The sequence below is a fragment of the Helicobacter pylori genome (assembly GCF_011140715.1).
In the GTDB taxonomy this organism is placed as follows: Bacteria; Campylobacterota; Campylobacteria; order Campylobacterales; family Helicobacteraceae; genus Helicobacter; species Helicobacter pylori_DA.
The window spans coordinates 35,210-48,309 of sequence record NZ_SFZZ01000053.1; the positions used below are offsets into that span (position 1 = coordinate 35,210).

Here is a 13,100-nt window from a genome sequence, read left to right on the forward strand (position 1 = left end):
ATAAAGTTTTAAAACAGCAATTCTTTTCAAACTCTTTAAGGTTTCTTAAAAAACTTAAAATACCCGTTTTCAATGTTAATTTGAGGGGCGCGTGAAAGGCTCAACGAACCGCTAGGGATGTCTTTAGTGATGGTGGTGCCGCTGCCGATTAAAACGTTAGAGCCGATAGTTATGGGGGCGACTAGCTGGCTATCGCTCCCTATAAAGACATTTTCACCGATGATCGTTTGGTGTTTTTTTTTACCATCGTAATTGCAAGTGATCACACCAGCCCCTACATTTGTGTTTTTCCCTATTTCACAATCCCCTAAATAGCTCAAATGCCCTGCTTTAGCGCCTTGAAGTTTGGCGTTTTTAGTCTCTACAAAATTCCCCACATGGCTATCACAAATCACGCTTTTAGGGCGCACATGGGCAAACGGCCCCACGCTGCTATTAATGATTTGGCTCTCTTCTATCACGCTATAAGCTTTAATATGCGCGTTTTCTATCAAGCAATTCCCAATCACACGCACCCCTTGCTCTAAAACGCATTCCCCATTAAAACTCACGCCTTTTTCTAAGTAAATGCTCTTTGGTAATTGCATCATTACCCCCAAGTCCATGGCGTTTTTTCGCAACCTTTCTAGCATGATTTCTTCAGCCTTCGCTCTTTCTGTTTGGCTATTCACCCCTAAAAAACACTCTTCTTCTAAAAAAATAGCGTCAATTTTTTCATTCCCCTTAATACCCAGAGCGATCAAATCCGTGAGGTAGTATTCTTTTTGGGCGTTTTGGTCATGGAGTTTGGGCAAGTATTTTTCTAAAAACTTTCTTTCAAAAAAATACACGCCAGCGTTCACGCTTTTAATGGTTTTTTCTTCATTATTAGCGTCCTTTTCTTCTACAATCTTTTTAACCTGATGGTTTTCTAAAATAACGCGCCCATAACCTTTAGGGTCAGTTAAATGCAGTAAGCCTATGGCGTTATTCTGGCTTTCTAATAAGGGGGCGAGAGCGTCTTTAGTGATTAAGGGCATGTCCGCATTCAAAATCAAAACCCGCTCATGTTGAGTGGGAATAGGTGTTTTATCTTCTTGCATGATGGCCCCACCTGTCCCTGAATATTTTTCCACGATTTGAGTGTGGAAGATTACGCCCTTAAAACGCTCCAACACCGCTTCTTTAATGCGTTCTTGTTGGTGGTGTAAGATAAGATGCACATCATCACTGATTGAAAAAGCCACTTCTAAAATGTAAAACAGCATAGGCTCCCCGCAAATCGTGTGCAAAGTTTTAGGCAGGCTAGAATGCATGCGAGTGCCTTTGCCAGCGGCCAGTATGATTATAGAAAGCATTAAAATCCTTTTTTTAGGGAATTTTAACATGCCTTATCTTATAATTTGACTTCGTTTCATCAAAGATTTAAGGCTAGAATTTTGCGTTTTTTCATTTTTTTCATTCTCATTTGCCCTTTAATATGCCCTTTAATGAGCACTGATAGCGCTTTGCCTAGCGTCAATCTCTCTTTAAACGCTCCTAATGATCCTAAACAGCTTGTAACCACCCTTAATGTCATCGCCCTGCTCACGCTTTTAGTTTTAGCCCCGTCATTGATTTTAGTGATGACGAGTTTCACCCGTTTGATCGTGGTGTTTTCTTTTTTAAGGACCGCTTTAGGCACGCAACAAACCCCACCCACTCAAATTTTAGTTTCGCTCTCTTTGATATTGACTTTTTTCATCATGGAACCTAGCCTAAAAAAGGCCTATGATACAGGGATTAAGCCTTATATGGATAAAAAGATTTCTTACACCGAAGCGTTTGAAAAAAGCGCTCTGCCTTTCAAGGAATTCATGCTTAAAAACACACGAGAAAAGGATCTAGCGCTTTTTTTTAGGATCAGAAACCTGCCTAACCCTAAAACCCCTGATGAGGTGAGCTTGAGCGTTTTGATCCCAGCATTTATGATAAGCGAGTTGAAAACAGCGTTTCAAATCGGCTTTTTACTCTACTTGCCTTTTTTGGTGATTGATATGGTGATCAGCTCTATTTTAATGGCGATGGGCATGATGATGCTCCCGCCTGTAATGATTTCTCTGCCTTTTAAAATTTTAGTGTTTATTCTGGTGGATGGGTTTAATCTATTGACCGAAAATTTAGTGGCGAGTTTTAAAATGGTTTAATATTAAAAACATTCAAACTATAAAAGCTTGAAATTAATTTAAAACTCATAATTCAAATACGCTGTAATGGATCGCCCTGGCGCGGGCTCTCTTCCTGTAGGGCTTGTGCCAATCCCCCTAAAATAATACTTCATGTTAAAAAGGTTATTGATTTGCAAACTCCCGGTGATTTTATGCCTACCGCTTTGCCATAAGATTGAGCTTACTTGAACATTCAACACAAAATACAAGGGCAATAATCCTACTGAATTACAACCATACTCTAGCCCCCCTGTGTATTCTGGGTTTAAGGGCAAGCACACGGTTTGGCTTTTGGCTTGATTGAGCATAGAACTATAAGCGCGGCTATAAAAATAGCTGCTGATTCCAAAAGTCGTGTGCTTGTAAGTATACATCATGTCAAATATGAATTGGTTAGGACTCACATAAGGCAAACGCTTCCCTTTAATGTCAAAGGGTTTATTGACAATGCCTGTAAAATAATAAGCAATATCATCAGCGTTAGAAGTGATGCGCGCATCAATGTAAGTGTAAGCCACATGGAATTGCAAACCCCTAATCGGCGCGTAATACAATTCCAATTCCACCCCTTGACTCCTAGCATTCACAGGCTGTGGACTATAACCTCCCGCATAATAACGATTGGCAAAAATCACAAAATAATTGGTATTAAAGCTCAATAGATTTTTATAACTATAGCGTTGCCCCACTTCAATTTCATTAAAAATTTGGTTGTAATTAGTCCTAGTAATGCCTACCATTGTGTGTTGTGGGGGGATAAAACTGCGGCGGTAGTTCGCATACCATATCCAATTTTCCATAGGTTTATAGCCAATATTAAGGGCAGGACTCCATTCGTTTTGACGCTGTTTTTTACTGGTCCATACGGAAAAATCGTGCTTTTCTGGCTCTTTGTTGTTATAGTTCAAAAAAGTGTATCTAATCCCTGGAGTTATCGCTAATTTAGAATCAAAAAGCTCTATTTTATCGCTCAACCATACCGCTGTATAGTTGTTAAACATTTCTTGATTGTTGTTAGGCGTTTTAGAAAGGACATAAGGAGGCATGTGGCACACCCCATTGATAATATCTGTTTTTTCGCATGTGCTTTGATCGGATCTAATGAACATGTCCATCGTCATAAAGCGCATGCCCACATTAAAAGTTTGCTTAACTTTATTGGTATTGACGACTAAGTTCAAATTAGGCTCAAAAGCGTTCATCACATAACGCCTTAAATGATCAAAAATAAAAAATCCTGGATAATTTTGATTGGTATAAACAGGGCCTAATTTAGGATTGGTATTGACATTTAAATAGTTAGAATCAAATTTAAAATCCCTTGACATGTCATGCCCATAGTAGCTAAAAGTGAAATCCCCACCGACTCTATCCGTGTCCCCAAAAAAGTTTTGATACACAGCTCCCCATCGCTTCGCTCTCCCGCTTTTATCGTTATTAGGGCGGTTATTTTGAAAACGATTTTGATTATACGCTTCTATACCTAAAGACCCAGGGTCTGTTAAAAAATAGCTGTAATATTGAAAAAAAGCGGTGATCTTATTACTATCATTAATTTGATACAACGAATCTAGCAAGTAGTTTTGAATGTTGGTAGGGCTGTTGTATCTAAACCCTTGCCCTTTGAGCCAATTGACTTGAGCTTGGATTCCAAAATGCTTATTCATCATACCCCCCGTTCTTAAATAGGTGTTGAAAAGCATGTTATTAACTAAGCTTTTATCAATGTTTTTAGAATTTTGATTGAAAAACCCCCCATTTTCAGATTTGCCCCAAAAAGTGGTCCTCTCGCTCACTTGACTTTCCCACTTGGTAGGAATGCCTTTGGTGATGATGTTGATCACACCGCCAAAAGCGTTAGGGCCATAACGCACGCTCTCCCCGCCTTTGGTTACGCTGATTCTATCCACAGATTGAAAGGTTACAGGAAAAATAACCGTGCCAATTTCAACATAGGGCGCGACATAAATAGGAATCCCATTGACTAGAATCATTCCCGTATTAGAATGCCCTGGACCTCCAGCGCCAAACCCCCTAATGGAAATGCTAGGCACAGCTCCAATACCTGTAGAGTTTCTAATATGCACGCCCGGCACATTTTGCAAAGCTTCTTCAATGCTTTGATTGGCGCTTTTAGTGAGCTGCTTGTTAGAAATCACCGTGCGAGATCCCATATAGTTTCTAACCTCCTTACTTCTCCAACTTAAAGGCGCTTCTTTATCGTTAGCTATTCCTGAAGCTTCCACCCTTTCCAAATTATGAGTCTTTACGGCATGCGCGCTATGACTCAAAACAGCTAGAGAGACTAAAATTCTTTTCATTTACTACCTTTTATGAAAAATGTTCCTTTTTACAACAAATCGTAGTTTATAGTAATTATTTACTACCTTTTATGAAAAATGTTCCTTTTTACAACAAATCGTAGTTTATAGTAATTATTATTAGTTTTAGCTTAAATTTTTAAAAAATTATTATTTAGATAATATTAATGACTTTTTTTATCAAAAATGCCGATTAATGCGAATGTTGATGGAAAGGATTGGAATATAAAGAAAAATAAAAATTTTTTAATATTTCTAATGGGTGGAATTTTAAACAAATAAAGGGTTTAAAAACCCTTTATAGCTAGCCTTTAAACCAAAATTTGAGTCACATAAAAAGCTATCAAGGAAAACGCATACGCCACAACGGTTGTGAAGATGAACAAATACGCCACAAACTTTATCCCCCCAGCTTCCCTACCAAAAGTAATGGTCGCTGCAAAACAAGGGATATAAAACATCACAAACACGATAAAGGCGATCCCGCTAGGCACGCTGACTTCTTTTCTGATTGTCTCCCTAAAAGCATCAGATTTTTCGTTTTGATCCCCTAAGGAAAACAACACCCCCAAAGTAGAAACCACCACTTCTTTAGCCATAAAACCGGTGACAAGTGAGACGCTCAAACGCCAATCAAAATCCATAGGGCTAAAGACTTTTTCTAAATACGCCCCACCCCTTCCTACAACGCTATTTTTTAAATTCTTTTTATCCAATTCGGTTTTTAATTCTTTTAATTTTTCTTCTTTAGCTTCGCTTGAAAGATTAGCGTTTTTTTGGACTAATAAGCTTTCTTGCTTATAAGCCTTCATAGCCGCATCATTTTTAGGGTATTGAGACATAAACCAGATTAAAATCGCTCCCACTAAAATGTAAGTCCCGGCTTTTTTAAGGTAGGAAAGCGATTTGGTATAGATGCTAAAGTAAATCATTCTAGAACTTGGCAAGCGGTATTTGGGCATTTCCATGATAAAAGATTCGGTTTGTCCTTTAAACACGCTTAATTTGAGTAATTTGGCCATCACTAACGCCACAACCGCCCCCAAAATATAAATGCAAAACAGCACAAACCCCGCACTTGAAGAAGGGAAAAACGAGCCTACAAACAGCACATAAATAGGCAGCCTTGCCGAGCAGCTCATAAACCCGATCACAAAAAGCGTGATCAACCGTTCGTTATAGTTTTGTAAGGTTCTTGTCGCCATGTAAGCTGGCACTGAGCAGCCAAAACCGGTGATTAAAGGGATAAAACTCTTCCCATGCAAGCCAAATTTATGCAAGATTCCATCTAGTAAAAACGCTACCCTACTCATATAGCCTGTCGTCTCTAGTAAAGAAATCCCAAAATACAACACCACAATTAAAGGCAAGAATGAAACCGTCGCTCCCACTCCCCCAATAATGCCATCGCCCACCAAAGACGCTAAATCTTCATTAGCCACATTTTCTTTGATGCCATCGCTCAAAAATTTAAACCCTGCTTCAAGCGCTTTTTGCGCTCCCCCCCCTATTAAAAAGCTCAAAGAAAAGATGATAAACATAAACCCTAAAAAAATGAAAATCCCATAACGCGGGTGCATTAAAATCTTATCAATCTTGTAAGTGTGTTCAAAACTCGCGTTTTGTTGGTTTTCACTGATCACTAATTGAGCGATTCTTTGAGCGCTCTGGCTGTATTTTAAAGACTCTTTAAAGCTTTGAGACGGGACTTTGATGTTTTCATTGTTTGTTGTGTTTTGAGAATAAAGCCTGACAATTTCGTCTAATAAAAGCTCGGTATTCAAGCGATCTTCTTTGGATCTTGCGCTTGTTGGCACGCACACAACCCCTAATTCTTGAGAGAGTTTTTCTGTATTGATGTTGATCCCTTCTTTCTTGGCTTCATCCCACATGTTGAGCGCAAGAAGCATTTTTTTATTCGTGTCTAATAGCTGCGCACTTAAGGCTAAATTACGCTCTAAATTGGTGGAATCCACCACATTAAGAATGAGATCGTATTGCCCTTTTTCTAAAAAATCTTTAGTAACCTTTTCTTCAGTGGTGAAATCATTGAGCGCGTAAGTGCCGGGTAAATCAATGATAGTGATTTGATGCTCTTTGTGGATCAAACCCACTTCCATCTTATCCACGGTAACCCCAGCAAAATTCCCCACTTTCAAATGGGCGTTGCTCAAAGCGTTGATGAGAGACGATTTCCCCACATTAGGTTGGCCCACAAGAGCGATAGTGATTTCTTTCACTTCCAATTCTCCAAATAAGTTTTTTTAATTTTTAGTTATATCGTTTTTAGATTAAAAGTTGGCACTATAGCGCTATAAGACTAATTGTTATATAATAAAAGCGAGACAAGAATGTTAAAATGCGAAAGGAGCGTGTGATGTTGTGCGTGTTTGATATAGAAACCATTCCTAGCGTGAGCTTGTGTAAAGAGCATTTTCAATTAAAAGAAGACGATGCGCTAAAAATCTGTGAATGGAGTTTTGAAAAGCAAAAAGAAAAAAGCGGGAGCGAGTTTTTGCCCCTTTATTTGCATGAAATCATCTCTATTGCAGCAGTCATTGGCGATGATTACGGGCAGTTTATCAAAGTGGGGAATTTTGGTCAAAAACACGAGAATAAAGAGGGTTTTACAAGCGAAAAAGAGCTTTTAGAAGATTTTTTTAGATACTTTAACGAAAAGCAACCGCGCCTAATAAGCTTTAATGGCAGAGGTTTTGATATGCCCCTACTCACGCTCAAAGCCCTTAAACACAATTTAACCCTGGACGCCTTTTATAGCCAAGAAAACAAATGGGAGAATTACCGTGCGCGTTATAGCGAGCAGTTTCATTTGGATTTAATGGATAGCTTGAGCCATTATGGATCCGTTAGGGGGTTGAATCTAAATGGCATTTGCTCTATGATGAATATTCCTGGTAAATTTGATGTGAGCGGGGATTTAGTGCATGCGATTTATTACAACCCCCATTTAAGCCAAAAGGAGAAAAAAGAGATTATTGATAGCTATTGTCAGAGCGATGTGCTTAATACTTACTGGCTTTTTTTAAAATACGAAGTGCTGAAAGGGGCTTTAAATAAGGAGCAATACCTTGGGCTATTGAATGATTTTTTAGCCAAATTCCCTAAAGAAAAATCCTATTCAAGCGTTTTTATTAACGCTTTAGAAAAAGAAATTAGGGAGTTTATTTAAAACCCTATTAAAACCCTGAAACTAGGTAAAGACTGCTTAGAAAGAAATTTTTTAAAGCGTTAGAGAAACATGAGCCTAAAGTGCATATCTGCTTGATTTTAGATCCCCACTCAAAGCTATGTTGTGCAATAATCATTAAACGCTAAAATAATATTTTTGTGAAAAAAATAAACGAATCGCCCTCAATCCAAAACAAAATCTAAAACAAAATCAAACCTATTAGGATGCCCATTATCTAAAAGTGATACCATGATCAACAGATCAACTTAAAGGCAAAGACATGAATGAAGTGGTTGTAGTGGCGGCAAAACGAAGCGCTGTAGGGAGTTTTTTAGGCTCTCTGAAGAATGTGGGCGCTAGAGAAATGGGCGTTAGCGTGCTTAAAGACGCTTTGAATGCGAGCGGACTTGAGCCTAGCGATGTGGATTCTGTCATTTTAGGCAATGTTTTAGGTGCTGGTTTGGGTCAAAATATCGCCAGACAGATCCAACTAGACGCTGGCATCCCTAATGACAAAAACGCTTTTAGCGTCAATATGGTTTGTGGATCGTCTATGAAAGCCATTCAATTAGCGCATGACAGCATCATGCTTGGGCGCGATGAGGTGGTGGTGTGCGGTGGCGTGGAGAACATGAGCAAAGCACCCTATTTGTCGTTTGATATGCGAGATGGGAAAAGAATGGGAAATGCAAACATGATAGACTCCATGATCCATGATGGATTGTGGGATGCTTTCAATGATTACCACATGGGGATCACCGCTGATAATGTCGCTCAAGCATACCACATAAGCCGAGAAGATCAAGATAATTTCGCGCTCCAATCGCAACTCAAAGCAAGAGCCGCCATTAATGCAGGGAAATTCCAAGAAGAAATCACGCCTATTGAAATAGCGAATAAAAAAGGCGTGGTGGTTTTTAAAGAAGATGAATACCCTAGAGACACGACGCTAGAATCCCTTGCAAAGCTCAAACCCGCTTTCAAAAAAGACGGATCGGTAACGGCAGGAAATTCATCAGGGATCAATGATGGTGCGAGTATTATCATTTTATGCAACGCTAAAAAAGCGCAAACATTGGGGTTAAAAGCCATGGCCACTATCAAGGGGTTTGGTTTGGGTGGTTGCAGTCCGGATATTATGGGCATATGCCCAAGCATCGCTATTAAAAACAACCTTAAAAATGTCAAAATGAATCTCAATGACATCCATCTTTTTGAACTCAATGAAGCCTTTGCCGCGCAAAGCCTAGCCGTGTTAAAAGAGCTTGAATTAAACCCCAATATCGTGAATGTGAATGGAGGCGCGATAGCGATTGGCCACCCTATTGGCGCAAGCGGCGCTAGGATATTAGTGACTTTATTGCATGAAATGAAAAGGAGCGGGCATGGCGTGGGTTGCGCGTCATTGTGCGTGGGTGGCGGACAAGGGCTATCAGTGGTAGTTGAACAAAAATAAGGAGAATGAGATGAATAAGGTTATAACCGATTTAGACAAAGCGTTGAGCGCATTAAAAGACGGGGACACTATTTTAGTGGGCGGTTTTGGGCTGTGCGGGATACCCGAATACGCCATTGATTACATTTATAAGAAAGGCATCAAGGATTTGATTGTCGTGAGCAATAATTGCGGCGTTGATGACTTTGGGCTTGGTATTCTTTTGGAAAAAAAGCAGATTAAAAAGATTATCGCTTCCTATGTGGGGGAAAATAAGATTTTTGAATCGCAAATGTTGAATGGAGAAATTGAAGTCGTTTTGACACCGCAAGGCACGCTGGCTGAAAACTTGCGCGCTGGAGGGGCTGGGATACCCGCTTACTACACCCCAACCGGTGTTGGGACTTTGATCGCTCAAGGCAAAGAATCAAGGGAGTTTAACGGCAAGGAGTATATTCTAGAAAGAGCGATAACGGGCGATTATGGGCTTATTAAAGCTTATAAAAGCGACACTCTTGGGAATTTGGTGTTTAGAAAAACGGCTAGAAATTTCAACCCCTTGTGCGCGATGGCGGCAAAAATATGCGTCGCTGAAGTAGAAGAAATTGTCCCGGCCGGGGAATTAGACCCAGATGAAATACACTTGCCAGGAATCTATGTGCAACACATCTATAAAGGCGAGAAATTTGAAAAACGGATAGAAAAAACCACCACAAGGAGCGCGAAATGAGAGAGGCTATCATTAAAAGAGCGGCAAAGGAATTGAAAGAGGGCATGTATGTGAATTTAGGGATAGGCTTGCCCACGCTTGTGGCTAATGAAGTGAGTGGGATGAATATCGTTTTCCAAAGCGAGAACGGGCTATTAGGGATTGGCGCTTACCCTTTAGAGGGGAGCGTTGATGCGGATCTTATTAATGCAGGAAAGGAAACCATAACCGTGGTGCCGGGCGCTTCGTTTTTCAATAGCGCAGATTCGTTTGCGATGATTCGTGGGGGGCATATTGATTTAGCGATTTTAGGGGGGATGGAAGTCTCACAAAATGGGGATTTGGCTAATTGGATGATCCCTAAAAAGCTCATAAAGGGCATGGGAGGGGCTATGGATTTGGTGCATGGCGCTAAAAAAGTGATTGTGATCATGGAGCATTGCAACAAATACGGGGAGTCTAAAGTGAAAAAGGAATGCTCATTGCCCTTAACAGGAAAAGGCGTGGTGCATCAATTGATAACGGATTTAGCGGTGTTTGAATTTTCCAATAACGCCATGAAATTAGTGGAATTGCAAGAGGGGGTTAGCCTTGATCAAGTGAGAGAAAAAACAGAAGCCGAATTTGAAGTGCACCTATAGCTTATAAAGGGGGTGTTTATGTTTTTATTAAGGCATTTGACTTCAGCGTGCGTGTTTTTAGTGTCTAAATGTTTGCCGGACTCCTTTGTCTTGGTCGCTCTTTTATCGTTTGTCGTGTTTGTTCTTGTTTATTGCTTGACAGGGCAAGACGCTTCGTCTGTCATTTCTAGTTGGGGGAATGGCGCTTGGACACTTTTAGGTTTTTCTATGCAAATGGCTCTTATTTTGGTGCTAGGTCAGGCTCTAGCTAGCGCTAAATTAGTCCAAAAACTTTTAAAATACTTGGCGTCTTTACCTAAGGGGTATTACACGGCTTTATGGTTGGTTACTTTTTTATCGTTAATCGCTAATTGGATCAACTGGGGTTTTGGCTTGGTGATCAGCGCGATTTTTGCAAAAGAGATCGCCAAAAATGTTAAAGGGGTGGATTATAGGTTGCTCATCGCTAGCGCTTATTCGGGTTTTGTCATCTGGCATGGGGGTTTATCAGGCTCTATCCCTTTAAGCGTTGCCACCCAAAATGAAAATCTGTCCAAAATAAGCGCTGGGGTGATTGAAAAAGCTATCCCTATCAGTCAGACGATTTTTTCTTCTTATAATTTGATCATTATAGGGATCATTCTTGTAGGGTTACCCTTTTTAATGGCAATGATCCACCCTAGAAAAGAGGAAATCGTTGAGATTGATTCAAAGCTTTTAAAAGACGAATACAAAGAAACAGAACTCATTAGCCACCAACAAGATAAAACGATCGCGCATTTTTTAGAAAACAGCGCTTTGCTTTCTTATCTTTTGGTTTTTTTGGGTTTTGGGTATCTTGGTATTTATTTTTTTAAAGGGGGAGGGATTAGTTTAAACATCGTGAATACGATTTTCCTTTTTTTAGGGATTTTGCTCCATAAAACCCCTTTAGCTTATGTGAAAGCGATCAATCATTCCGCTAGGAGCGTGGCTGGGATTTTACTCCAATTCCCTTTTTACGCCGGGATTATGGGAATGATGGCAAGCCATAGCGTGGGGGGGCATTCTTTAGCGCAAATGCTTTCTTTAGCCTTCACGCACATCGCTAACGAAAAAACTTTCGCGCTCATGACTTTTTTGAGCGCTGGGATTGTCAATATTTTCATCCCGTCTGGCGGAGGGCAATGGGCGATTCAAGCTCCTATCATGCTCCCTGCTGGGCAAAGCTTAGGGGTGGATCCGGGCGTGGTTTCTATGGCTATCGCTTGGGGAGACGCTTGGACGAACATGATACAGCCTTTTTGGGCTTTACCCGCGTTAGCCATTGCCGGTTTGGGCGCTAAGGATATTATGGGCTATTGCGTTTTGACTTTAATTTTTGTAGGCTTAGTGGTGTGCGGGGTGTTTTATTTTTTGGTGTGAGTTTTTCTTATGCCTAAAACCATGCTTTTTGAATGGGGGTAAAGTTTTCTCTTTTTACCCCTTAAACGCCCTTATAATTAAGCCTTATTTCGTTACAATAACCCCACAATAACCTAAGGAAGTGTTTTGTTTTTCAAATTTATTTTATGTTTATCATTAGGAATATTTGCATGGGCAAAGGAAATCATTCCAACCCCTTCAACCCCATTAACGCCCTCTAAACGCTATTCTATCAATTTGATGACTGAAAATGATGGTTATATCAATCCTTACATTGATGAGTATTATACCGCAGGCAATCAAATAGGCTTTTCTACTAAAGAGTTTGATTTTTCTAAAAATAAAGCGATGAAATGGTCTTCGTATTTAGGGTTTTTCAATAAAAGCCCTAGGGTTACTCGTTTTGGTATTTCTCTCGCCCAAGACATGTACACCCCTTCACTTAAAAACAGAAAACTGGTGCATTTGCATGACAACCACCCTTATGGGGGGTATTTACGGGTGAATTTGAATGTGTATAACCGCCATCAAACTTTTATGGAATTATTCACGCTTTCTTTAGGCACGACAGGGCAAGATTCTTTGGCCGCTCAAACGCAGCGTCTCATTCATAAATGGGGCCATGACCCCCAATTTTATGGCTGGAACACACAGCTCAAAAACGAATTTATCTTTGAATTGCACTACCAATTGCTTAAAAAAGTCCCTCTTTTAAAGACTCGTTTTTTTTCTATGGAGTTAATGCCTGGGTTTAATGTGGAATTGGGGAATGCGAGGGATTATTTCCAACTCGGCTCGCTCTTTAGGGCTGGGTATAACTTGGACGCTGATTATGGGGTCAATAAGGTCAATACCGCTTTTGATGGGGGCATGCCTTATAGCGATAAATTTTCTATCTATTTTTTTGCAGGGGCTTTTGGGCGCTTCCAACCTCTTAACATCTTCATTCAAGGCAATAGCCCTGAAACTAGGGGCATTGCTAATTTGGAATACTTTGTTTATGCCAGTGAAATAGGAGCGGCTATGATGTGGCGTAGCCTCAGGGTGGCTTTTACGATCACTGATATTAGTAAAACCTTTCAATCCCAGCCTAAGCACCACCAGATCGGCACTTTAGAATTGAATTTCGCCTTTTGATTTAATATCAGTTTAATATTTTTCTTCATATATGATATTTATATGATATTTTTGGGCAATTTAAGATGAATATCAGTAGCGTTTTGAATGAATTTGTT

Annotated in this window: 10 protein-coding genes and 1 pseudogene; 8 read left to right on the top strand and 3 right to left on the bottom strand. The window is 40.0% G+C overall.

The window, feature by feature from the left end:
- Window positions 1–35: 35 nt before the first annotated feature.
- Window positions 36–1,337, bottom strand: coding sequence for a bifunctional UDP-N-acetylglucosamine diphosphorylase/glucosamine-1-phosphate N-acetyltransferase GlmU (gene glmU / locus EWZ81_RS05275; RefSeq protein ID WP_165549264.1), 1,302 nt, complete (start codon window positions 1,335–1,337; stop codon window positions 36–38).
- On the opposite strand from glmU, the pseudogene EWZ81_RS08680 reads away from it, so the two are divergent.
- Window positions 1,294–1,383 (top strand): annotated as a pseudogene (locus EWZ81_RS08680) (flagellar biosynthesis protein flip); the annotation flags it as partial. The gene glmU and the pseudogene EWZ81_RS08680 sit on opposite strands and share 44 nt — an antisense overlap.
- 35 nt (window positions 1,384–1,418) lie before the next feature.
- The gene (fliP, locus tag EWZ81_RS05280; protein WP_120844340.1) at window positions 1,419–2,165 is read left to right on the top strand and encodes a flagellar type III secretion system pore protein FliP; all 747 of its coding nucleotides are present in this window, start codon (window positions 1,419–1,421) and stop codon (window positions 2,163–2,165) included.
- A gap of 38 nt (window positions 2,166–2,203) precedes the next feature.
- Here fliP and EWZ81_RS05285 read toward each other — a convergent pair whose 3' ends face one another.
- Window positions 2,204–4,507, bottom strand: coding sequence for a TonB-dependent receptor family protein (locus EWZ81_RS05285; RefSeq protein ID WP_165549265.1), 2,304 nt, complete (start codon window positions 4,505–4,507; stop codon window positions 2,204–2,206).
- A gap of 311 nt (window positions 4,508–4,818) precedes the next feature.
- Window positions 4,819–6,747 (bottom strand): ferrous iron transport protein B, encoded by a 1,929-nt coding sequence (feoB, locus tag EWZ81_RS05290; RefSeq protein ID WP_165549266.1) that lies wholly within the window; start codon window positions 6,745–6,747, stop codon window positions 4,819–4,821.
- 137 nt (window positions 6,748–6,884) lie between these two features.
- Here feoB and EWZ81_RS05295 point away from each other — a divergent pair, with 137 nt between their 5' ends.
- The 6 genes from EWZ81_RS05295 to EWZ81_RS05320 all read left to right on the top strand — a co-directional run bounded on the left by EWZ81_RS05295 (window position 6,885) and on the right by EWZ81_RS05320 (window position 13,002).
- Window positions 6,885–7,697, top strand: coding sequence for a 3'-5' exonuclease (locus EWZ81_RS05295; protein WP_165549267.1), 813 nt, complete (start codon window positions 6,885–6,887; stop codon window positions 7,695–7,697).
- A 280-nt stretch (window positions 7,698–7,977) separates the two neighbouring features.
- Window positions 7,978–9,153, top strand: coding sequence for an acetyl-CoA C-acetyltransferase (locus EWZ81_RS05300; protein WP_165549268.1), 1,176 nt, complete (start codon window positions 7,978–7,980; stop codon window positions 9,151–9,153).
- Between the two features lie 10 nt (window positions 9,154–9,163).
- Window positions 9,164–9,862, top strand: a complete 699-nt coding sequence (locus EWZ81_RS05305) for a CoA transferase subunit A (protein WP_001045158.1) — start codon at window positions 9,164–9,166, stop codon at window positions 9,860–9,862.
- Window positions 9,859–10,482, top strand: a complete 624-nt coding sequence (locus EWZ81_RS05310; RefSeq protein ID WP_079343675.1) for a 3-oxoacid CoA-transferase subunit B — start codon at window positions 9,859–9,861, stop codon at window positions 10,480–10,482. Before EWZ81_RS05305 ends, EWZ81_RS05310 begins: the two co-directional genes overlap by 4 nt.
- An 18-nt stretch (window positions 10,483–10,500) precedes the next feature.
- Window positions 10,501–11,865, top strand: coding sequence for a TIGR00366 family protein (locus tag EWZ81_RS05315; RefSeq protein WP_165549269.1), 1,365 nt, complete (start codon window positions 10,501–10,503; stop codon window positions 11,863–11,865).
- A gap of 126 nt (window positions 11,866–11,991) precedes the next feature.
- Window positions 11,992–13,002, top strand: coding sequence for a lipid A deacylase LpxR family protein (locus EWZ81_RS05320; protein ID WP_097548451.1), 1,011 nt, complete (start codon window positions 11,992–11,994; stop codon window positions 13,000–13,002).
- The last annotated feature ends 98 nt before the right edge of the window (window positions 13,003–13,100 follow it).

What these genes read in the sequence shown, in the direction of transcription:
- glmU (WP_165549264.1), bottom strand. Translation starts at nt 1,337, where the DNA reads ATGCTTTCTATAATCATACTGGCCGCTGGCAAAGGCACTCGCATGCAT.
- EWZ81_RS05305 (WP_001045158.1), top strand. Translation starts at nt 9,164, where the DNA reads ATGAATAAGGTTATAACCGATTTAGACAAAGCGTTGAGCGCATTAAAA.
- EWZ81_RS05300 (WP_165549268.1), top strand. Translation starts at nt 7,978, where the DNA reads ATGAATGAAGTGGTTGTAGTGGCGGCAAAACGAAGCGCTGTAGGGAGT.
- EWZ81_RS05310 (WP_079343675.1), top strand. Translation starts at nt 9,859, where the DNA reads ATGAGAGAGGCTATCATTAAAAGAGCGGCAAAGGAATTGAAAGAGGGC.
- EWZ81_RS05285 (WP_165549265.1), bottom strand. Translation starts at nt 4,507, where the DNA reads ATGAAAAGAATTTTAGTCTCTCTAGCTGTTTTGAGTCATAGCGCGCAT.
- EWZ81_RS05295 (WP_165549267.1), top strand. Translation starts at nt 6,885, where the DNA reads ATGTTGTGCGTGTTTGATATAGAAACCATTCCTAGCGTGAGCTTGTGT.
- EWZ81_RS05315 (WP_165549269.1), top strand. Translation starts at nt 10,501, where the DNA reads ATGTTTTTATTAAGGCATTTGACTTCAGCGTGCGTGTTTTTAGTGTCT.